The organism is Oryzifoliimicrobium ureilyticum (assembly GCF_037199735.1).
Taxonomy (GTDB): Bacteria; Pseudomonadota; Alphaproteobacteria; order Rhizobiales; family Rhizobiaceae; genus Rhizobium; species Rhizobium ureilyticus.
Genome location: NZ_JBBBVQ010000010.1, coordinates 62,327 through 83,277 on the forward strand (window position 1 = coordinate 62,327; position 20,951 = coordinate 83,277).

Here is a 20,951-nt window from a genome sequence, read left to right on the forward strand (position 1 = left end):
GCATGGGAAGTCCTATAAATGCGAGCCGGAGACGTTAATTCTCCGGTCGGCCAGGCACAAAAAGCGGGCGTTAGTTCCGTAGGTTGTTTGCCGAAATAGAGGGGACCTTTTTCTCACATTCCATTACTGCCTGCCAACGTCCCGTTACGGGGTAATACTGCAATGCTACCCGTGTGGATGGCGGGTAGAGAGAAAAGGACCTGAGGCATGGCCGAGACTGGCACTGTAAAATTCTTTAATACCGACAAAGGCTTCGGATTTATCAAACCCGACAAGGGCGGAGCGGACATCTTCGTGCATATTTCCGCAGTGCAGGCATCAGGCTTGGCCGGCTTGACTGAAAATCAGAAGGTAAGCTTCGACACGGAGCCGGACCGCCGCGGCAAGGGACCGAAGGCAGTCAACCTGCAAATTGCTGGGTAAGCACCGTAGGCTGAAATCGCCTTTGGAGTTGAAGCCCGGCTAATAAGCCGGGTTTTTTATTCAGCGCCCGTTCAGGTGCTTATCGCTATTTATTTACCATCAGGTTGAGACATTCTCTCCACGATGTAAAGGATAGATGCATATGAACGGTTTCGCTAAAGCAGCTACATTGGCGGTTACCGCAGCGGCATTGACGCTGGGCTCCGTTGGGGCCGCATCGGCCGATGGCTGGCGTCATCGCCATCGCGACGATGCTTTGATAGGCGGAGCAGTGGGCCTGGCGACTGGCTTGGTCGTCGGTTCTGCAATCGCCAATTCGGGTCCCCGCTACGTGGAGGGTCCTCGTTATATCGATCCGCCGGTTTACGACGACGGCTATTATGAAGCCGCGCCTCCACCGGTCGTGTATCGCGCCCGTCCCGTTTACGTGGAAGAACGTCGCTACTACGCCCCTGTTCGTTCAGGCCTGGAGCCATGGACACCACAGTGGCAGCGCTACTGCGCCTATCGCTATCGCTCCTTTGATCCCAGAAGCGGGACATTTATCGGCAATGACGGCCGAAGCCATTTCTGCACGGCCAATTGATGAGAGCTTGAGCCAACAGCTCCGAACCATGAATTGCTTGTAATAGATGTCGCGCCGCCCTCAGGGCGGCGTTATTGCTTCTACTGTTCCGTTGGCCGTCTACAGTCCTTGTAGAAATGGATTGCTGCGTCGCTCGTCGCCAATGCGGCTCCCCGGTCCGTGACCGCAGATAAAGCCAACGTCATCGCCGAGGGGTAAAACCTTGGTTTTGATGGAGTGAAGAAGCTGCGCGTGATCCCCGCCAAACAGATCGGTGCGCCCGATCGACCCATTGAAGAGCACGTCGCCCAGATGCGCAAATTTTTGAGCTCTGTTCACATAGATCACGTGACCCGGAGCGTGACCGGGCGTATGGTAAACCTCGAACTCATGGGCTCCAATCGACAGCTTGTCACCATCGTTCAACCAGCGATCTGGCGTTACCGACTTCAACCCATCGATTCCATATGTCGCAGCTTGCGTTTCGATCCGCTCCAGCAGCGGTAAGTCGTCCTTATGTGGCCCAATGATCTCGACGCCAAGCGCCGCTTTCAGATCCTTTGCGCCCCCGGCGTGATCGAGATGACCATGGGTCAGCCAGATAGCCTTTATATCGAGCCCCTGCTCCTGGATTACCTCGAGAATTTTCGGTACATCCCCACCTGGATCGACGACAACGCCTTCTTTCGTCTGCGGATCGAACAGAATGGTGCAGTTCTGCTGAAATGGCGTCACCGGAATGATGCCAGCTTGAAGCATAGACATAGAAACCCTCATGTAACTCTATCCACCTCATACAGGCGGCGTATCGCTCCCGCCAGTCCTCACGTGAATTTGGGTGTTTGCAACAACATGAAAAAACAGTTGATCGCTTCGTAATGTCATTAAATGAAATACAAAACGGCGGTCCCGCTGATCAAAGAAAGCATAACCAAGAAACGTCATCATCATCAGTAAAATCAACAGCATATCGAAGATACGAGGCAATTGATGATCGTTCTACCTAACTTGGACTGATCGCTCCGTCCTCTTCTGCGTGGACGCTATTAAACTCCCCAAGCCGGAACAACCTCAAGGCAAACGCATTTCAACTGCCAGAACAACTACGGAGAGAAGAAATGACTTTTGCCAGAAACATTCTGATTGCCGGTTTGACGCTGGCGGCAACCGCTGGTGTTGCAAAAGCAGACATGACCGCAACCGCGATCAACGACCTTAATGTTCGCAGCGGCCCGGGCACCCAGTATCCGTCGGTGGGCGTCGCAACCCGCGGCTCAACCACAATGCTCGACGGGTGCATGGAAGGGAGCCGGTGGTGCCGCGTCGATGTTAACGGCATGCGAGGATGGGTCTATGCACAGTATCTGCAGGTCGATCACTCCGGCGCACCGGTCGTGGTTGAGGAGCATCGCGCAGAACTCGGCGTACCTACAGTGACTTATGAGACGACGGCGAGCGTCGTTCCATCCGAACCGCAGCCAGCGCCAGGCGATGAATTGATTGGACCGGTTGGATCCGTTGAGGCCGTCACACCGCCTGAAACCGTGCGCACCTATATCAGCACGGAGCAAGCCGATAGTGTTAGACTGAACGGAGATGTCGTCGTTGGCGCAGAGGTTCCGCAGAATGTGACATTCTACGATGTTCCGGACTACCAATATCGTTATACACGCATCAACGATCGTCCCGTTCTGGTTGATCCAGGCACACGCCGCATCGTCTATGTCTACAACTGATATAGGCTGAATATTTGCAGAAAGAGCTGGCCTTCGGGTCGGCTCTTTTTGTTTTGGTGGGAAAATCGTGTTCGTTCTGTAATGAAATCATGATTGAACATCGCAGCCAGTTGATCCGGCCACTGTTTCGACGCTATGCCTCATCACATGATTTTTTGAAGATGGTGTTTCGAACAGGGAAGGAAGAACAGCTTTGGGACGACAACCCAGTCGAAAGCCAGTCAAATCGGAACTTCTGTCCACCCCCATGGGCAATGTCGGTATCATCGATTTCGAGATCATCGAACTTTTATACTTTGCGTACCGCGATTTCGTATCGGACCCTGATGCGATCCTGGCGAAGAAAGAATTCGGCCGTGCGCATCACAGGGTCGTTCATTTCGTCAACCGCAATCCCGGAATGACCGTTGCTGATCTTCTCGATACGCTGAAGATCACCAAGCAAAGCCTCGCAAGAGTGCTCAAACAGCTGATCGATTCAGGATATATACACCAGGTTGCAGGCCCCGAAGATCGTCGCCAGCGCAAGCTTTATCCGACGAAGGCAGGCCGCGAACTGGCGCTTGCTCTTGCCGAACCGCAGTCGCGCCGCATAGAGCGCGCATTCGAAGCGGCACCGGATACGGCACGGGAAGCGGTCAGAGCGTTCTTGCAAGGCATGCGTGACCAAGAAAAGTCAGGGGGCTGAATTTATGCCGGGAAAAACTGTAATCTCCGATGATGCGGCGCATCTTCTTGTCGTTGACGACGATACCCGTATCCGTGCGCTGCTGAACAGGTACCTGACGGAAAGCGGTTTCCGCGTGACGGTGGCAGGCGATGGCGCAGAAGCGCAGCGAAAGCTCAAGGGATTGGATTTCGATCTGATCATCATGGATATTATGATGCCGGGAGAATCGGGCATCGAGGTTACGCGTAATCTGCGGACCATCAAAAATGTCCCGATCATCATGCTGACCGCACTTTCCGAATCCGACAATAGGATCGCGGGCCTTGAAGCCGGCGCAGACGATTATTTGTCGAAGCCCTTTGATCCTCGTGAACTGGTCCTGCGCGTCAACAACATTCTACGACGCAATGTCAGCAACGATACTCCAAAGATCGAACAGATCATGTTCGGTCCCTACACCTTCTCGCTGACGCGCCGTGAGTTGAAGAAATCGGCTGAGATCATTCGCCTGACGGACCGCGAGCAGGAAATCATGCTGCTGTTTGCACGCCGCGCTGGAGACACGATCCCGCGCCATGAACTGATCGGCAATGATATCGAGGTCGGAGAGCGAACCATCGATGTTCAGATCAACCGTCTTCGCCGCAAGATCGAGGAAGATCCGGCCAACCCGGTATGGCTTCAGACTGTTCGTGGTATTGGTTACCGTCTAAGTATCGATTAGGAAGGCATGAGAGAGTGAAAAGCGCATGGTGACATGGGAAACTCTGCGCCGCGATCCGCGCATGCCGCTGAACGGCTGGCGATGGTTTACACGTCGGCTCAGACGTCTGTTGCCAACCGGACTTTATGCGCGCTCGCTACTCATCATCATCATTCCGATGGTCATCCTGCAGGCCGTTGTGGTCGCCCTCTTCATGGAGCGGCATTGGCAGATGGTCACCCAGCGTCTTTCCTCCGCCGTGACACGCGACATTGCTGCCATCATCCAAATCATCGAAACCTATCCCCAGGATGCCGATTATAACCAGATCACGCGCATCGCGCGTGATCAGCTCAATCTACAGATTTCCATCGAGCCTGATGGCGAGCTACCCCCTCCCCGGGCCAAGCCGTTCTTTTCGATCTTGGACGGCATTTTGAGTGATGAAATCAAGGATCAGATAAAGCGGCCCTTCTGGATCGACACCGTGGGCGACAGCAGCCTGGTAGAAATCCGCATCAAGCTGCCCGATAAGATCCTACGTGTTCTGGCGCGCCGCAGTCAGACCTACGCCTCAAACACGCATATATTCATCGTCTGGATGATGGTGACATCGCTTGTCCTGATCGGCCTGTCTATTCTGTTCCTGCGCGGACAGATCCGGCCGATCCTGCGCCTTGCGCAGGCGGCGGAAAGCTTTGGTAAGGGCCAACGTGCCGATGGCTATCATCCGCGCGGTGCAGATGAAGTACGCCGCGCCGGTCTTGCCTTTATCCTCATGCGCGAACGAATAGAGCGACAGATCGAACAGCGTACGGCCATGCTGACAGGCGTCAGCCACGACCTCAGAACCATCCTCACGCGTTTCAAGCTGCAGCTCGCGCTGGCCGGAGATAATCCAGATCTCCAGGGCATGAGCGAGGATGTCGACGATATGCAGTCGATGCTGGAAGCCTACATGGCCTTCGCAAAGAACGAAATCGAGGAAGATGTCGGCGAAGTCCGTCTGCGGGAAGTCTTCGAAAAAATTGCCCAGGATTTTTCCCTGCATGGCAAGACATTCAGCTACACGATGGAAGGGGACGAAGAAGTCGCCGTACGACCCAATGCCTTCACCCGCCTCGTGCATAATCTTGCGTCGAACGCGCGTCGCTATGCCAGCCAACTGCAAATAGAGGCAAAGCATGGCGTGCGGTGGCTCACCATCACCTTTGATGATGATGGGCCCGGCATCCCGGAGAAGAACCGTGAAGATGTCTTCAAACCCTTTTTTCGACTGGATGAAGCACGCAATCTCGACGATTCCGGCACCGGGCTTGGCCTTGCCATCGCCCGCGATATCGCGCGAAGCCATGGCGGCGACGTCACGCTTGGCGACAGTCCGCTTGGTGGCTTACGTGCCATCATACGCGTGCCGGCTTAAGACCTGCCACAATCAGAGTTAGTAGATGTCAAGCCGAAGCAAATTCGCTTCGAAATCAACTATGGGGTCAACAAGAGGATGCCTCAGCCCGGCTATTGGCAGGTTGGTGCAATCCGAGTGAGTTCGACAGCAGGTTCAAGCATCAGATTGCTATCTTTGGCGACGTAGCGATATGTTCCGCGCCAAGAATCTTCCCCCGCCTGCGAGATGCGCAAACGATGATCGGAATCCGGGCATGATGCGTCAAAGGCAAGATCTCCAAGATCCATAAAATCCGCCTGGCAGCCCTTGGCCTCCGCCTTCGGCAACACCGGGTTCACGTGATTTTTGGCATCCGCCTCACTGTAGCAGATTTGGTAGGTCTGCTCGTCATTGGCCATGGCCGGCGTCAGACCGGGTGCAAAGATGCGAACCTTCCACAAGCCGGGCGGAAGTGTCGAATCATTGGACGCCGCGAAAGCCGACAGAGGAATGACGAACAAGCAAAACGACAGAAGAAGAGACTTCATTGGCAGTCTCCTAAACGTTTGGCAGTAACCGGCGTTGTGGGCTGCGGAAGATCGTCATCATTCTCATTCGTCTCATTGTAGGATATTTCGCCGGCGAACTGGCCCTCACCTTTCGGACGCAGTGAAAGACCCCAGTCACTCCCGTAATCGCCGTGATCGCATTGGGCGTCGACCTCAATGCCTGTTTCAAAGAAGTTGAGATGGTTGAGCACGCATTTTGCGTCCTGAGGTTTTGGCATCAAGGGCAAGGTCGCTTCGGTCATATCGGGTTTCAAACAAACATCGCGCGTCTGCTCCTTCACCCTGATGTCCTGATCGGTGCGCTCCAGCAATTGATAGGTGAAGTGCCACAACCCGCCCCATTCCGGGTGTTCTTTGGCCGGTTGGTCCTGGGGCTTCGTCTCCGATCCCTGTTGCACCAATCCCCCAGCCTGCAACGTCAAACGACGACTGAACCAGGAACCGAGGATATTGAAATCATTGAATGTCAGCCCGTAGGGTTTGAGAACCTCATCCTGCTTCGCAAGATCGGTCCCGGCAACGGAGGCTTTACGGGCATAGTAAACTTGTATCTCTCGAAACTTCTCCTCGGGCATCGGCTCTTTTTCCTGGAGCGGAACCTGATCAAGAACCGAGCGAGCGGCATCGCGAGCGTAGGCAGCATAGGGCCCGCCTGCAGTCTCGTTGAAGTAAGCGCCAAACATTTCGACCATGGCGAAGGTTGGATCGGCCTTCATCCTTTCGCCATAGATTTTATTGGCCTCGTCAAACCGAGCCTTGGTGAGGCCAAGCTTGTCAAGAATGGCCTCCTGGTCGCCATTCGGATCTCGAAACAGGGCATAGGTGGCATGTCCATAGGCACGATAGTCGATCCCGTCGACAGGCTCCAAAAGACTTTTATCGAAGCCCTCGCGAGACGAAGCGATAGGTGGCAAAGCATTCGAAGATGGAGTTTGCGCAAAGACGGCATCTGCACTGAAGGCCAGGAGCAGTTGTAGGCAGAAGCAGACAAAGAGCCATGAAAACTTACCTTTATGGAAAAATTGTAAACCTGCATGATCATGCATCATTTTAAATTTTTTCCGCTTCTTCATTTCAACATTTTGCTTGAACGCCGCATCTAGGTCACTCAAAGACACCGGCAACTCCCTGTGCGCCGCCTTCCTTGATCGCCCTTAGCCGCGCATGAACTGAAACCATCAAGATTGGCAAATAGGAGTAGGCTACGATACTGAGGGTAACCTCAATAATGATGCTAACGAGGGGAGAGCCAAACGCAATCAACCCTGCCAGCACGCGAATGACAGTCCAGCCGATATAGAAGATAACGAAGGCCGCTATGATCGGCCACCTGTAGCCCTTAGTCAGCGTCCAGCATCGCGACAGCGCGTCCCAGCGAGCGTCGTCGATCAGTAAAACTGGCTGTATGACGGCAAAAACGCCTAGCAGCCAGAGGCCCGGCACGAAGAATGCCATTATCCCAACCATAATCAAAATGAAGACAGCAAGGCTGAGGACGATAAGAACAAACAACCTCGGTAGAACAGAGGAAAGATACGCGCTGAAACGCGAAGGGTAACCCAATCTGGCATCTTCAGCAGCCAATGTGAGCATGCCCACTGCGACCTGCTGGACAAGGAAGCTCCAAAGGCCGGCAACAGACATGAAGAGCACGGTTGATGGCGTTTGTGCTGCGCCCATGTAATAGGCGAACAGAAGAACAAACGGCAGACCGCCCAGAATGAGAGCGACGATATCGACCATCAACACAAACAGCAGCTTGCTACGGAGCCAGACAAAGGCTTCAGATAAACGGGTGAAAACACCGAGCCTCAGATCGCTCGCTTCGTGATGGATATTCGCCATAGTTTCCCCTCGGCTTGCAATATGAAGAGGCTTACCATTTTTGTGATGGCATATAGCCTCAGCTAGATTTCTATTTTTGGGGCGGCGGTGCAGCACCAAGACCCTTCGCGCATCGCAGGCAAACCCACGTCCGTCCTTGACATCCCAGATTAATCTACTTTCTCGCTGTGAAATTTGTCGGCTCGTTCCTCACCAAAGAGCTTTTTCTGTTCCAAATATCCGCGCTGGGCGGTGTAGAAGGCCTGTAGGAATGCGCGCTCATCGCCAGTGAGGACCTGGTCGGAATAGTTGATCTTGGCCCTGATCTTTTCTGCGACCTGATGAAGATTGGTGATGTGCGCGGGGTCTGACCTGCCTTGCGCCTCAAGGCGCTTACTTGCCTGCAGAAGACCTTCAAGGACCTGCAGTTCATAAGCACCGTAAAGGTCAAGCTGCGCCGTGGTGAAGGTAAAGTGATCCAAGGCGACGGAACTCTTGTCCGTTGCCAGATCCGGCAGGAGCACTGCCCGCGGCTGCTCGACGACGGCGGTATCGGCTGCAAGATCGCCAAGTCGCTGGTTGATCTTGCTACGCCAGGGCACGAAAGCAACAAAACACAGCCAGAGGCAGGCGAGCGGCGTCGTCACTCCATTGCCTTCAAACATAATCCCGAATGGAATGGAGAGCTCTGCCTGCTTCATCAAATTGCGCACGGTGATCGCATGCGTCGTTAAGCCCTTGCCGCTTCGAGAAACCACGCGGATACCGACGATCTTCTTGCCGAGCGTGCGTCCGTTCATCAAAAGCTCGCTGATGACATAATATGGGACGCCGAAGAGTAGATAGAGCAGCGTCACGAGAGCACTGAAAGCCTGCATACTCCAGTCGAACGCGAAGACCAGCGAATAGACAAGGATCGCGAAGACGACGTTCAGTATCAAGCCGTCAAGCAGATAAGCACCAAGTCGGGAGCCAAGGCTGGCAACATTCAGCTTCAGCACCACCCCCTCTGGAGGAAGAAATTCGAGTGTCTTGCCGAGTGGTGCACCAAGCTCAAGGGGACGCCGGCGCTGATTTTGGTCGGCTTTTTTCTTTCTTCGCCAGAATCTTGCCATCAGCCATTCCTTTGTAGAGCGCCGGGCCGATCATAGGGCGGGACGATGTTTCGCCCGCCGAACATGAACCAGGCGAACCACATGGCGCCCATTCCCCATCCAATGGCAATGCGCGCCCAAAAATCGGTAACGACCTGTCTGCCCACCCCTTCGAGCAATCCTGCAACCACGAGCATCAAGGCCGCAAGGACGGCGAGCTTGGTCGCATCGACAGCAGCTTCGCGCAGGGCACCGCCCCTGCTTCGCAGACCGGGAAACAGGACGGCAAATCCGAGCCGCAACCCGCCCGCCCCGCTGAGAACGAAAGCCGTAAGCTCAGTGACGCCATGGATCGAAAGCCATGCAAGCAGATCAGGAAGAAGGCCCTTATCGGCAAAAACCGCGGCGAACGCTCCGACCGTCGCTCCGTTGAAAATAATCAAGAGCGCGCCCGGAACGCACACGATGACGCCAAGGGCGAACATCGTGATAGAGACCGAGGTGTTGTGCGAAAAGAGATAGGCCGCAAAGGACGAGAGTTGGCTGATGTCAGCATCACGGTCGTAAAGCCCGGCGCGAAGGGACTCGGCAGTCGCCGCAGGGCCGCGGCCTCCCGCAAGTCCAGCCGGCACGAAGGCATAGAACCATTCGGGATCTGAATTCGTCAGGGCGTAGGCAATGGCAACGCCGAACGCCAGGAAAGCAAAAGAGGCAAGAATGGCTACGAAAGAGCGACGGACGGCCTGGGGCGCGCCGACGCTGATGAAGCGCCATACGATCCCACGCAAGCTCTGGCGGGGAGCATAGACCACGAGATAAGCACGCGCGCAGAGGCTTTCGAGAAAAGCCACCACGCCCGCATCGAGCGAAATCGCCCGCGCCACAGACAGAGAGTTGACCGCCTGCCGATAAAGCATCACGAGATCACGTGCATCCTCAAAGGCCAGGCTGGAGAAGCCGCCCTTTTCGACCGTGTCGACGATTGCCGCTAGCCGTCGCCATCCTGGCTCGCGCTCCGCACGAAACCGGCTGGATCTAATCAGGTCGCCCTCTGCGCTCATATGAGATCCTTCGCCTTGATCATCAGATAGGTTGAGATAAGCTTCGGCGTGATGCCGCTCGGGTCGGCATCGATCACGAAAACACCAAGCCGCGACAGCTTTTGCAGCACCATACGACGCTCTCGCAGCAGCCCCTCGACGGAAACTGCCTCGGCGACACCTGTGAGGTTACGAGCAGCGCCTCTCGTGTAAATCTGCAAAAGCGGATCTCGAACACTGACAAAGACCAGGACATGATGCCGGATCAGGACAGCCGCGTTCTCTACAAGCAGCTCGGCAGTGGTCGTATCCACGAAGTCGGAGAAGATGACAACAAGCGCTCGTCGCCCGAGACGGTGATGAAGGTGACTGATCGCAAGGGTGTGGTTGGTTTCAACCGAACGATAGGCAAGGCTGGCTGTGTGCGAGCGAATGCGCGAGAAAGCGGCCCTGCCCCCGCTTGGTGGAATAAAGAGATTGGGACGGGCGTCGAACCCGTAGAGGCCTACGAGGTCGCCGCCTTGCACAGCAGCCCAGGCAAGGGCAAGCGCCGACTTGATCATGTGGTCTAACTTCGGCAAACCCTCAATGTCTTCGCGCATCAGATGCCCGTTGTCGAGCGCCAAGATGACATGCTGATTTTGCTCGGCGCGCATCTCGCGTGCAACAAGCGAGCCGTGACGGGCAGACCGCTTATAATCGATCTTTCGGCTATCCATGCCTGTGACGAAATCGCTGAGCTGGTGGAATTCCGATCCTTCTCCTCTCAGAGAAGAGGCCTTGGCTCCAAAAGACTGCGCAACGATCTGAAGGTCTATTTCACCGGACACGATCGAACGAACATTCGGAATGACGGAGATCATGGCATCCCATTGGTAGCTGCCGATCCGATCGATCAACCGCAACCGCCCCGGCCGTCGCACGAACACCCGGTCGACGACCCACGTTCCTCTGCGTGCAGCGTGGAGAGCAATATTTGCAGAAGCGACGTCAAGGTTGCGCGACAGCGCAACTTCATTGGGTCCCGTCAGTCCCTCCGGCCACAAAATACGGGCGACACTGTTCTTCGGCAGAGCTTTGCCTTTTTGCGTCCGGAATAGACGCAGCATAAGCGCCGCGTTCTCGCCAACGAAGACTTCGTGGCGGCCGGCAGGACCCAGCTTAAAGCGCCGCGATCCGGGCGTCAGTGCAATATCGACGATCATGCACAACACCAAAAGCGCCCAGATAAGCAGCAGGCTCTCTGGGCTAACCACCGGAAATGCAATGATGGCGATAGAAAGCAGCGTGATCAGACCTGCAATGGCAAGCAACTGCCAGGATGGACGCATTAGCGCGGCGCCTCGACTTGGTCGAGGAGAGCCTCCAGCACGCCGACCGGATCGCGACCATCGATCTCCGCACTTGGTGACAGCACGATGCGATGACGCATCGCCGGCACGAACAGGGTTTTGACATCGTCTGGTATGGCGTAATCCCGTCCATGTAACGCCGCCCGTGCCCGCACTGCCCCGCAAAGCGCGTCCGCGGCACGGGTCGAAACGCCGTAGGCAATATCTGCGTCGTTGCGCGTTGCACGCGCCAGCGACAGTACATAGCGCAAGATTGTTTCGTCGAGGCGGATTGAGTCCACAAGCTGCTGCGCGCTTTGCAACTCGGCAAGTCCGGCAACAGGCGTGATTGCGGCGCGGCGCGCATCATGATCAAGGGCCTGCAACGCATGCCGGCTCAGAATAGAGAATTCCGCTTCTTCGGATGGGAAATCGAGAACGAGCTTGAATAAAAACCGGTCGAGCTGGGCCTCCGGCAACGGATAAGTACCTTGCTGCTCGATAGGATTTTGCGTCGCGATGGTGAAGAACATATTTCCCACGCGATGATCAACGCCATCGATGGTCACGCGTCGCTCGTTCATCACCTGCAGCAAGGCTGCTTGCGTCTTGGGGGGCGCGCGGTTGATTTCGTCAGCAAGAAGAATGTCGGTGAAGACAGGCCCTTTGACAAGTTGGAAACGATGCGCACCAAAATCATAAATGTTGGAGCCGATCACGTCGCCGGGCATAAGATCCGGCGTGAATTGGATACGCTTGAACTCAAGCGAAAGCGCCGAAGATAGGCTTTGCGCAAGCAGTGTCTTGGCTGTTCCGGGCGGTCCTTCGAGTAGGCAATGGCCACGGGCAAAAAGAGAGACGAGCAGATGCTCAATCACATGTTTTTGTCCTTGGACAGCCTTCTCGATCTCACCGGCGATCGCGTCTCGAAGAACTCGCAGATCGTCCAAATTCATTCCATATCTCCTGAAGCGTTCGTTCAAAAAGGTCTAGGGCTGCAAAGCGTTGATGATCGGCACTGCTTGGGTCCCGCACGCCTTCAAGTGCGTCCGAAAATTGTCGGGCAAGAGGGGGAGATCGGCGCGTCAATACCCGTCCAATGCGGACCTCATCCGATAACTCGCCGTCGGAATTCGCTTTCCGGGCCGGCAGGATTGCACCCGCAAGCGTCTCGAGACGAGCCTGAACATGCACCGCCACCAGATCACTCTCGCTGCCGGAAAGCCGCAGAATGCGCCCAGAGGCTTCGATTGTCCGACGCTTGGAAGCACCGCTGCTCTCGACAGGCTCTACAGCGCTTCCGAAGCGACGCATGCCGCGCCACGAGGCAAGCGCCATCATCATGACCAGCCCAGCCCAAACATAGGAGAACGGATAGACGAAAAATCGCGACAGATCGGCGATGCTGCGTTGATGCGTATCCTCTCCCTCTTCGGACGACGGAACCTCGCCTCCCTCGGATGCAGCCTGGTGGCCGGTACCGGCCTTATTATCGATGTAAATGCCCCCAGCATGCGCACCCGTGAGCGCAATGAGCTTGGTTGCCAAGCCTGCATTATCCCCTAGAGCAAGGCCATGGTTATCGAGAAAATCCGGATCGGAAAGAACAAAAAAAGATTCGCCGTTTGTTCCGGCATCACTGCATTGGGCTAGGATGGCCCCTCGTTTGTCGACGCTGACCAGCGGCTCGCAATAATCTTCAATTTCCTCACCGAAAACCTGCAGCCCATAGATGGTGGCGGTACCAAGAGGTTTACCGTCAGCACCGTTAAGGGAAAGGCTCTCAAGCCCCACGACTTTTCCCCTGGCGACGGATTCTCCGTAGAAATCGATCTTGTCTTCGGGAATTAGGAGTGAAGGATGAGCTTTGCCGAGAGACACGAAGCCGGTGCGCCATTTTGGTAGAACTGCGAGAACCGGACCGCTCGCTGCTTTGGCCTCGAAATTGTCAAGGCTGAGAGGTCGAGGCGCCGAAGACCCAAGCTTACGCTCTTCTCCCGTTAAATCTTCGTTGTTGTTATCGCTCAGATCATTGTCGTAGATCGGCACGATTCTGAGCAGATTTTTCCAACCACTATCCTTGGTTCGAGGCGGCGTTTCCGGAACTTGTACACCCTGATGCTTGAGCCAAACACCAAGGCCGTCAAAGCCGATGGCTGACTTTCCTAGCGTATCGGGGCCTCCGAAAAGGAGCAAAAGCAGGATGAGCACAACGGCGCCTACGCCGATCAAAACAAGCGAAAAAATACTTTCTCGCGGCGCTGCGCTGCTTGTGGGTATCGCTGTCGCGTTGGTGGTCATGCTGGACCGACCCGGTGCAGAAACGGCTTTACAAGCCGAAGGCATTCCTCATAGGCTTCGCGGCTGATATGGCGCCCGCCAAAAACAACAAGCTCGGTTTGCCGCGCCACTTGCTCAAGCGCTTCCCGGTGCTGCCAGCTTCCGGGTAGTCGCTGCATCAGCTCCCGCGTCGTCAAGCTTCGCTTGCTGTTGATCGCGTTATCGCGCGCTGCAAGATCGAGAAAGCGCTGTAAAATGATCCGCAAGCCCTCGCGTGGATCTTGAAGGGACTCAAGCCTGGAGACGAGGTCGAGATCAACCGGCGCTGCCACGGGCTGCTTGCCTCGTTCCTTGAAGGTCTCGCCAAACTCCCGATCGCGCCTCTCGAAGAGACCGATGATAGAACGCCGCCAGTATATGAGCGCGCCGACGCACAAGACGAGGAAAACGCCGAGGATTCCTCTGGAAACGAAGGTCAGGGTGCCGGTGTCCGAAAATTCGGCCGGGTTTTGCTCCTCAACAGGCTTTTCATCCAGATCCGCATCCGGGCGAAGGTAAACCACGGACGTCTGCAGCCCTTTGCCGAACACTGATTCTATGTAATCCTTTCCAGCCTGGCTTTGCGGCGGCGGCGCCTGCGCAGCATCCTGCGCCATTGCTGTAAGGGGGATGAAGATGACGAGAGCAAAAACTGCGCAGAACGTCCTCTTAAGATCAAGAAAAGACATCGACCATACTCCGATGCTCCTTGATGGCACGTAATCTTTGGTAAACTGCCGTCGAACCGAGTGCAGAAAACGTCGCAACAACAGCAAACCCGAAATAGAAAGCTTTGGGCGCGACAAGGGCTACCAATCTGCTGTCGAGGTCAAGAACAAGAAAGGTCATCGGCACAATGATGACAAGGCAGATCATAATAAGAATGAAGTTATAACAGATGATCGGCCAGCGATAATACTGGGTCAAAACGCCTGCGCGCCGCACCGCCGCAAAATTTGCTTTCTCCACGAGTAGAATCGGCAGGATTGGGGTGAAACTCGCCATGACCCAAAGACCCACGATCGGAAAAATCGATTGCCCCATCAAAATGAGCAAAAGTACGATTGCAACGATAAGAACAAGCGGAAGATAGCGCCTCAGCGCAATCGAAATATATTGCTGAACTGAACGTCCCCCTTGTGTGTGGACGTCATATGCCGCGATTGAAGCAATTGCGAGCAAGAAGCATTGGCAAAGGAAACAGCAGATGATTGAGGTCCAGCCAATATTTCCAGCAAACTCGTCCGCAGCTACCCCTTGGCTAAGCAGCAGCGAGATGGCACCCGACACAATGGCAAAGGGAAAGCCAACGCCGATGAGCAGAACGGCAACCAGAAAGAAGAGTGGGCGCTTGGCGAAAGGAAGGAACGTTGCCTTCAAACAAGCTGCAACGCCGAAGCGTTCGCGCTGCCCCTCCGCCTGCAAAGCCGCCATCCATCCCCCCGAAAAATACAGCGCGCACGTTCTGAAACTAAGGAGATCATAAGTAGAGCTCTCTTCAGCTTCAACAACCTACTGAAGCAAGCAATTCAAAAATCAGAACTATCCCGAACATTTCGTAAAGTAATATGCAACTTTGCGTTTAGCAAATAGAACAACCATTTATCTTCGTTGTCTTGCGCCAAGGAAAGTCAACTACAACTCGAGGGGTTTTTGACGCGGACGCAAGCAGGATCAACAAGGCAATTTTTTTGACGAACCCTGAAGTTAGCGAGGATCTTTCGACTTTTAACGTCGATACTGCAGGTCCAGCGAGGTCCTACATGATTTTTCGGCCGTTCGGCACCGCGCGTTCGGGTTGCGCAAGAACAATGGCACCGGTCTCATCTTCAAAGCCGAGTGTCAAAACCTCGGAACGAAAAGGCCCGATTTGACGCGGAGGAAAGTTGACGACCGCCAAGACCTGGCGGCCAATCAACGTTTCTGGCGTGTAATGAACGGTGATCTGCGCCGATGACTTTTTTTGACCGATTTCGGGACCGAAATCGATCAACAGCTTGAAAGCCGGCTTTCTAGCCTCTGGAAAGGGCTTGGCTTCGACAACGGTACCGACGCGAATGTCGACTCGCTCGAAATCCAGGTAGTTGATTTCTTCCATCCCCGACCCCGTCAGTTCGACAACTCTTCCGCGCGCTGGCGCGCCGCGGCCAGAGCCTTATCGAAAAGAGGCTGCATGCCCTCGTCACTCATCAAGACGGAAAGCGCAGCCGCTGTGGTCCCGCCTGGCGAGGTAACGTTCTGACGAAGCTTTGTAGCGCCGTCGGGGGACTGGTGCAGCAATTCACCAGCCCCCGCCACGGTTTCCCGGGCGAGTCGCATGGCAAGGTCCGCCGGCAGCCCGAGTTTTCGGCCTGCTTCCGCCATGCACTCGACGAGATAAAACACATAGGCTGGACCGCTGCCCGATAGCGCCGTGACGGCGTCTATCTCGCTTTCGGCCTGCAGCCATTCCACTGGACCAGATACACTCAGAAGAGAATGCACAGATTGACGTTGTGCGGAGCTTACGCGGCTATTGGCAAAAGCGCCCGTGACACCGCGACCGACCATTGCCGGCGTATTGGGCATGGCGCGCACCATGGCCGCATCGCCCAAATGAGACTCCATAAAAGAAATAGTCTTGCCGGCTGCCACCGACACCACAACGGTATCTGGGCCCACGGCAGACTTCAATGGAGACAAAGCTGCCTCCATGATCTGCGGCTTCACGGCAAGGAAAAGGATATTTGCCTTAAAATCTTCCGGCAGGGCGGTCATATGTGAGGCGCCCGCTTCATTGATCGTTTGCATAATTGTTGCCGACGGAGCGGGATCGACCACGATCACCGAGCCGCCTGCAACGCCACTTTTCAACCAACCGGACAGCATGGCGCCGCCCATATTTCCCGCGCCAACGAGAACAATAGGACCCAAGCGATGCATCAGGCCTCGCCCACCGTTTCGAAAAGAACGCTTTCCATCGCCTTGCTGGCTTCCATGCCGGACCAGATAACAAATTGGAAGGCTTGATAATAGGCCTCGCACGTATCGACCGCGCTCGACAAGAGCACCTCAACCTGCCGATTGGTGGGCTCCGCGCCCCCTGACAACAGGAGCGACTGCCGGAAGATGATCACGTCTTCCTGCCGCCATAGATCGAAATGCCCCATCAGGACCTGGCTATTGATAAGCGCCAGAAGCTTTGTGATTTCGTTCGCGCGCACATCTGGCACGCGAATGTCGAAGGCACATCCTAGATGCAGCGTCTCAAACTGCTCCATCCAGGAGAACGACACATGATAGTCGGCCCATCGGCCCTCTACCGTCATGGCGATTTCATCTTCGCCTGATCGTTCGAAGGACCAGTCATTATGCGTCGCAACAAACTCGATCATGTCGACCGGGTTCGACTGACGCTCGATCTCGAATTCCATCAGGCTCATACAGCACCTTCTTGACCGAATCGAAGCACTTCCCCCAAGCGAACAACGCAAGACAAAAGCTCGATCGGAATTACCATTCGGATGATCGTTGAACCAATGGCAGGCTGACACGCTGAACCTGCCTGGAGCTTACCACCGTCGTTTCGAATCATCATTTAAAATCAGTCTATAATGGGCCTCCGCTCATGCCACCCCCTCACTCGCCTTTTCGGCAAGGACGCTGTGGAAAGCTCTTGCCAATCCGATTCAGAAGGATGCTTTAAACGACTCTGGCGATTGAATTTTTCGGACGTATCCACAGGCTGCAAAAAAATTAGCCAGGCAGCCTGATTTTCACCTGCGGGATACAACCGTTGCGACCCGATGGGCTCGTTGCGAGGCAAATTGCGTTTCAGAAAAGATAAAAGCGCCACTTTCACAAGCAGCGCCTTAAACGAATTGCATGACCGTGACCTCGATCTCGAGGTGCTTGAGTTTTAGGACTGTTGCGAGGGCTTGTCGGCCTTGGCCGCCCTTGCGGGCTTGGCTTCGAGAGCTTCTATTCGCGCCTTGAGGGCTTCATTTTCCTCGCGGGCTTTGATTGCCATCTCACGAACAGCTTCGAATTCCTCACGGCGCACCACATCCATGCTGTTCAGCCAACGCTCGGCCTGGCTGGCAAACGCGGTCTCGATTTCCTTCTTAACGCCTTGGGCAGCACCAGCTGCATCGGTCATCATCTTGGCGAACTCGTCCATGATGCGGTTCGTTCCAGTCGTCACGGCAATGTCTCCCTTTTGAAAGTCACGCCGCAACCCCTTGCAACCAGGCGCGGCCTCATGTGAGTGAGGTAGGGCTTCGCCCTTACGGATGCAAGCGTTTTGCATGGGATAAGCCCTGCGGATGCCCTCACCTGCCCAACATTCGACTTGACCCTATGCAATCTCGGAGCCATGTTCCGACGGCATCAAGGGGTGAGCAAAACTTGCCGACAACAGCCTATCTCGCGGCAATCATGCCGTTTCCAAATATCGATCCGATCGCCTTTTCCATAGGTCCGCTGGCCGTGCATTGGTACGGTCTGGCCTATGTTGCCGGCATTTTGTTGGGCTGGCTTTATGCCCGAACGCTGGTGGGCAATGACAGGCTCTGGCCCCATGATCGGTCACCGATCACAAAAACACAAATCGACGACTTTATCGTATGGGTGGCGCTTGGCATCGTGCTCGGTGGCCGCATTGGCTATGTGCTGTTCTACGATTTGCAGGCCGTTCTGGATAATCCTCTGCGCGCCGTGCAGATCTGGCGGGGCGGCATGTCCTTTCACGGCGGCCTTACTGGCACGGTCATTGCCATGTTCTTCTTCGCCCGTGGCCACCGGATTCCCCTCTGGAGCCTGTTCGACACCGTCGCCACAGTTGTGCCGATCGGCCTTTTCTTTGGCCGCATGGCAAACTTCATCAATGGCGAATTGTGGGGGCGATTGACGGATGTACCCTGGGCCGTAGTCTTTCCGAGCGGCGGACCTTTCGCTCGCCATCCCAGCCAGCTCTACGAAGGCGGTCTCGAAGGTGTCGTTCTGCTTAGCATCCTTGCGGTGCTCGTTTACGTCTTTCGCGCACTCAAAACGCCGGGGCTGGTCTCGGGCGTCTTCGTGATCGGCTATGCATTTTCCAGAATCTTTGTCGAGTTTTTCCGCGAACCGGATGTTCAACTCGGCTATCTTCTTGGCACCAATTGGCTGACGATGGGCATGGTCCTTTCCACGCCGATGGTTTTCCTTGGCATCTGGGCGATCTGGCGGGCGCGTCGCAGCGCGGCGAACCAGCAGAAATAAATCAGGGCATACAGCCATGACGACCACACTAGGCGAAAAGATCAAAGCGATCATTCGTGCGAACGGACCGATCAGCGTCACGGATTATTTCTCTTTGTGCCTCGCCGATCCCGAATACGGCTACTACGCGACCCGCGAGCCGTTCGGTCGGTTGGGCGATTTCGTAACAGCGCCAGAGGTCAGCCAATTGTTCGGCGAAATGATCGGCGTCTTTACCGTTCATGCCTGGCAACGACACAATACGCCTGCCAATGTTCGTTTGGTCGAAGTTGGACCGGGTCGCGGAACGATGATGGCTGACATGCTTCGCGTCATTGCGCGTCTCGCGCCGCCGCTGTTCGACACGATGAGCGTTCATCTTGTGGAAACAAGTCAACGGCTTTCTGACATCCAGGGCGAAACGCTGGCCGACTATTCGCAAAAGATATCCTGGCATAAGAGCTTTGACGATCTTCCGGAAGGCTTCACCCTGCTGGTCGCCAATGAGTTGTTTGACGCCATTCCAATCCGCCAATTCGTCAAAACCGCCAATGGTTTTCGCGAGCGCATGGTCGGTCTTGATATCAACGACGACCTGACTTTTGCCGTCGGCGTTGCCGGTTTGGATCCTGCAGCTCTTCCGGAGGGCGCGAACAAAGCGCCTGTTGGCACCATCTTTGAGATCGCTCCGGCAAGGCAAGCCGTTATGCAGGCCATCTGCGAGAGGCTGCGCAGCTTCCATGGTAGTGCGCTCGCCATCGACTACGGTCATCTCCTCACCGACTTTGGCGATACGCTTCAAGCTGTGCGCATGCACGAGTTCGACCCGCCGCTTGCACATCCGGGGGAAGCAGACCTTACCAGCCATGTGGATTTTGAGGCTCTTGCGGCCGTGGCGGAAGATTGCGGCGTGCACGTAAACGGGCTGCTGACGCAGGGAGAATTGCTTGTCGGCCTCGGCATTCTGGATCGTGCAGCGGCGCTCGGTCGTGACCGTGAAGCACACACCCGCTCTGTGCTACAGACTGCAGTGGATCGTCTCGCTGGAGAAGGTGAAGGGCGGATGGGCGCGCTCTTCAAAGCCATCGCAGTTTCCTACCCGGTGATCGATGTAATGCCATTTAACAAGATCGACTGACGAGAGCGGAAATGCTCGCCTTCGCAGCTTGAAGGTGAGTTTTGCGGTCTTAAGATAGAGCGTAAGTTTATCCTCAGTTGAGCGAAGGCGCGCCCGCTAGAACAGAATGGCCCCGACAAGTCGGCCAGAAGCATGGATATGCGATGACAAACGAAACTCTGGAACCAATCAGAAGCCAACTCTTGAGCGAAGAAGCCGCGCAGATTTGCAGCCACGGCTACTTCACGCGCCAAGGCGGCGTTTCCGACGGCATATATGAGAGCCTCAATGTCGGGAGGGGTTCTCAAGACGATCGTGCAAAGGTCGAGGAAAACAGACGCCGTGTCGCAGCCTGGTTTGGTCTTTCGCCCGAAAAGCTTGCAACGGTTCACCAGATCCACTCTCCGGATGTTGTTGTCATCGACGAGACGTTCGATGGGAGTACTCCGCAAGCGGACGCCATGGTGACGGCAACCGGCGGAGTTGTTTTAGGTGTATTGGCAGCCGATTGCGGTCCGGTTCTCTTCGCCGATGCAAAGCATGGCGTGATCGGCGCTGCGCATGCCGGCTGGAAAGGTGCGCTAACGGGAGTTCTGGAAAATACAATTGCAGCAATGGAAAAGCTCGGCGCCGAGCGCTCTTCGATCGACGCATGCCTCGGCCCGTCCATCAGCCGCACGAACTATGAGGTTGGGCCTGAATTTAAAGACCGGTTTCTGGCACATGATCCGTCCTACGAGAGATTTTTTTCGCCTTCGGAACGCCCCGGGCACGCCATGTTTGATCTGCCGGCTCTGACGGTTTACCGGCTTAAGCTCGCTGGTGTTAGGGCAGAGAGCCTCGGCATCTGCACCTATGCAGATCCGCAACGCTTCTTTTCCTATCGACGCACCACACATCACAATGAGCCCGACTACGGCAGGCAGATTTCCGCAATTGCTTTGAAGGAGCTTTGAGGC

Annotated in this window: 24 protein-coding genes; 9 read left to right on the forward strand and 15 right to left on the reverse strand. The window is 55.4% G+C overall.

All coding sequences use genetic code 11. From position 1 onward, the window contains the following. The first annotated feature begins 207 nt into the window (after positions 1-207). Together VQ830_RS14930 and VQ830_RS14935 are read left to right on the forward strand one after the other, a co-directional pair. Entirely contained in the window at positions 208-423 is a 216-nt protein-coding gene (locus VQ830_RS14930) for a cold-shock protein (RefSeq protein ID WP_007534130.1), read from the forward strand. A gap of 142 nt (positions 424-565) precedes the next feature. Continuing rightward, positions 566-1,009: a BA14K family protein gene (locus VQ830_RS14935; RefSeq protein ID WP_337268926.1), complete on the forward strand. Its 444-nt coding sequence runs from the start codon at positions 566-568 to the stop codon at positions 1,007-1,009. A gap of 99 nt (positions 1,010-1,108) precedes the next feature. Here the strand turns inward: VQ830_RS14935 and VQ830_RS14940 are convergent, their stop codons facing one another. Continuing rightward, a complete protein-coding gene (locus VQ830_RS14940) occupies positions 1,109-1,753 on the reverse strand; it encodes an MBL fold metallo-hydrolase (RefSeq protein ID WP_337268927.1) in 645 nt (214 codons plus the stop codon). Between the two features lie 353 nt (positions 1,754-2,106). On the opposite strand from VQ830_RS14940, the gene VQ830_RS14945 reads away from it, so the two are divergent. The 4 genes from VQ830_RS14945 (at position 2,107) to VQ830_RS14960 (ending at position 5,520) form a co-directional block, all read left to right on the forward strand. Next, positions 2,107-2,724 (forward strand): DUF1236 domain-containing protein, encoded by a 618-nt coding sequence (locus VQ830_RS14945; protein WP_337268928.1) that lies wholly within the window; start codon positions 2,107-2,109, stop codon positions 2,722-2,724. 247 nt (positions 2,725-2,971) lie between these two features. Then, positions 2,972-3,412, forward strand: coding sequence for a MarR family winged helix-turn-helix transcriptional regulator (locus VQ830_RS14950; protein ID WP_337269075.1), 441 nt, complete (start codon positions 2,972-2,974; stop codon positions 3,410-3,412). A 4-nt stretch (positions 3,413-3,416) separates the two neighbouring features. Beyond that, on the forward strand, positions 3,417-4,118 hold the full coding sequence (locus VQ830_RS14955; protein ID WP_337268929.1) for a response regulator: 702 nt from the start codon (positions 3,417-3,419) through the stop codon (positions 4,116-4,118). A gap of 25 nt (positions 4,119-4,143) precedes the next feature. Then, a complete protein-coding gene (locus VQ830_RS14960; protein WP_337268930.1) occupies positions 4,144-5,520 on the forward strand; it encodes an ATP-binding protein in 1,377 nt (458 codons plus the stop codon). Between the two features lie 92 nt (positions 5,521-5,612). Here the strand turns inward: VQ830_RS14960 and VQ830_RS14965 are convergent, their stop codons facing one another. The 14 genes from VQ830_RS14965 to VQ830_RS15030 all read right to left on the reverse strand — a co-directional run bounded on the left by VQ830_RS14965 (position 5,613) and on the right by VQ830_RS15030 (position 17,841). Continuing rightward, positions 5,613-6,029: a hypothetical protein gene (locus VQ830_RS14965; protein ID WP_337268931.1), complete on the reverse strand. Its 417-nt coding sequence runs from the start codon at positions 6,027-6,029 to the stop codon at positions 5,613-5,615. Beyond that, entirely contained in the window at positions 6,026-7,099 is a 1,074-nt protein-coding gene (locus VQ830_RS14970; protein ID WP_337268932.1) for a DUF3617 domain-containing protein, read from the reverse strand. The genes VQ830_RS14965 and VQ830_RS14970 overlap by 4 nt, the downstream gene beginning before the upstream one ends. 55 nt (positions 7,100-7,154) lie before the next feature. Next, the gene (locus VQ830_RS14975; RefSeq protein WP_337268933.1) at positions 7,155-7,895 is read right to left on the reverse strand and encodes a hypothetical protein; all 741 of its coding nucleotides are present in this window, start codon (positions 7,893-7,895) and stop codon (positions 7,155-7,157) included. A 149-nt stretch (positions 7,896-8,044) separates the two neighbouring features. Beyond that, a complete protein-coding gene (locus VQ830_RS14980) occupies positions 8,045-8,989 on the reverse strand; it encodes an RDD family protein (RefSeq protein WP_337268934.1) in 945 nt (314 codons plus the stop codon). Continuing rightward, a complete protein-coding gene (locus VQ830_RS14985) occupies positions 8,989-10,029 on the reverse strand; it encodes a stage II sporulation protein M (protein ID WP_337268935.1) in 1,041 nt (346 codons plus the stop codon). Before VQ830_RS14985 ends, VQ830_RS14980 begins: the two co-directional genes overlap by 1 nt. Continuing rightward, the gene (locus VQ830_RS14990; RefSeq protein WP_337268936.1) at positions 10,026-11,339 is read right to left on the reverse strand and encodes a DUF58 domain-containing protein; all 1,314 of its coding nucleotides are present in this window, start codon (positions 11,337-11,339) and stop codon (positions 10,026-10,028) included. Before VQ830_RS14990 ends, VQ830_RS14985 begins: the two co-directional genes overlap by 4 nt. Beyond that, complete coding sequence (locus tag VQ830_RS14995) at positions 11,339-12,295, reverse strand: AAA family ATPase (RefSeq protein WP_337268937.1); 957 nt, start codon at positions 12,293-12,295, stop codon at positions 11,339-11,341. The genes VQ830_RS14990 and VQ830_RS14995 overlap by 1 nt, the downstream gene beginning before the upstream one ends. Continuing rightward, a complete protein-coding gene (locus tag VQ830_RS15000) occupies positions 12,249-13,640 on the reverse strand; it encodes a hypothetical protein (RefSeq protein WP_337268938.1) in 1,392 nt (463 codons plus the stop codon). The genes VQ830_RS14995 and VQ830_RS15000 overlap by 47 nt, the downstream gene beginning before the upstream one ends. Continuing rightward, positions 13,637-14,347 carry a DUF4129 domain-containing protein gene (locus VQ830_RS15005; protein ID WP_337268939.1) on the reverse strand — a complete coding sequence of 237 codons (711 nt, stop codon included), beginning with the start codon at positions 14,345-14,347 and terminating at the stop codon, positions 13,637-13,639. Before VQ830_RS15005 ends, VQ830_RS15000 begins: the two co-directional genes overlap by 4 nt. Next, entirely contained in the window at positions 14,334-15,092 is a 759-nt protein-coding gene (locus VQ830_RS15010; protein WP_337268940.1) for a hypothetical protein, read from the reverse strand. The genes VQ830_RS15005 and VQ830_RS15010 overlap by 14 nt, the downstream gene beginning before the upstream one ends. Before the next feature lie 325 nt (positions 15,093-15,417). Then, entirely contained in the window at positions 15,418-15,756 is a 339-nt protein-coding gene (locus tag VQ830_RS15015; protein ID WP_337268941.1) for a tRNA-binding protein, read from the reverse strand. Between the two features lie 11 nt (positions 15,757-15,767). Beyond that, complete coding sequence (proC, locus tag VQ830_RS15020; RefSeq protein ID WP_337268942.1) at positions 15,768-16,580, reverse strand: pyrroline-5-carboxylate reductase; 813 nt, start codon at positions 16,578-16,580, stop codon at positions 15,768-15,770. Next, on the reverse strand, positions 16,580-17,080 hold the full coding sequence (locus tag VQ830_RS15025) for a type III secretion system chaperone family protein (protein ID WP_337268943.1): 501 nt from the start codon (positions 17,078-17,080) through the stop codon (positions 16,580-16,582). Before VQ830_RS15025 ends, proC begins: the two co-directional genes overlap by 1 nt. Positions 17,081-17,556: 476 nt before the next feature. Beyond that, a complete protein-coding gene (locus VQ830_RS15030; RefSeq protein WP_337268944.1) occupies positions 17,557-17,841 on the reverse strand; it encodes an accessory factor UbiK family protein in 285 nt (94 codons plus the stop codon). 203 nt (positions 17,842-18,044) lie between these two features. On the opposite strand from VQ830_RS15030, the gene lgt reads away from it, so the two are divergent. The 3 genes from lgt to pgeF all read left to right on the forward strand — a co-directional run bounded on the left by lgt (position 18,045) and on the right by pgeF (position 20,948). Beyond that, entirely contained in the window at positions 18,045-18,896 is an 852-nt protein-coding gene (gene lgt, locus VQ830_RS15035) for a prolipoprotein diacylglyceryl transferase (protein WP_337268945.1), read from the forward strand. Between the two features lie 16 nt (positions 18,897-18,912). Beyond that, entirely contained in the window at positions 18,913-20,013 is a 1,101-nt protein-coding gene (locus tag VQ830_RS15040; RefSeq protein ID WP_337268946.1) for a class I SAM-dependent methyltransferase, read from the forward strand. 143 nt (positions 20,014-20,156) lie between these two features. Continuing rightward, positions 20,157-20,948: a peptidoglycan editing factor PgeF gene (gene pgeF, locus VQ830_RS15045; RefSeq protein WP_337268947.1), complete on the forward strand. Its 792-nt coding sequence runs from the start codon at positions 20,157-20,159 to the stop codon at positions 20,946-20,948. Positions 20,949-20,951 lie beyond the last annotated feature (3 nt).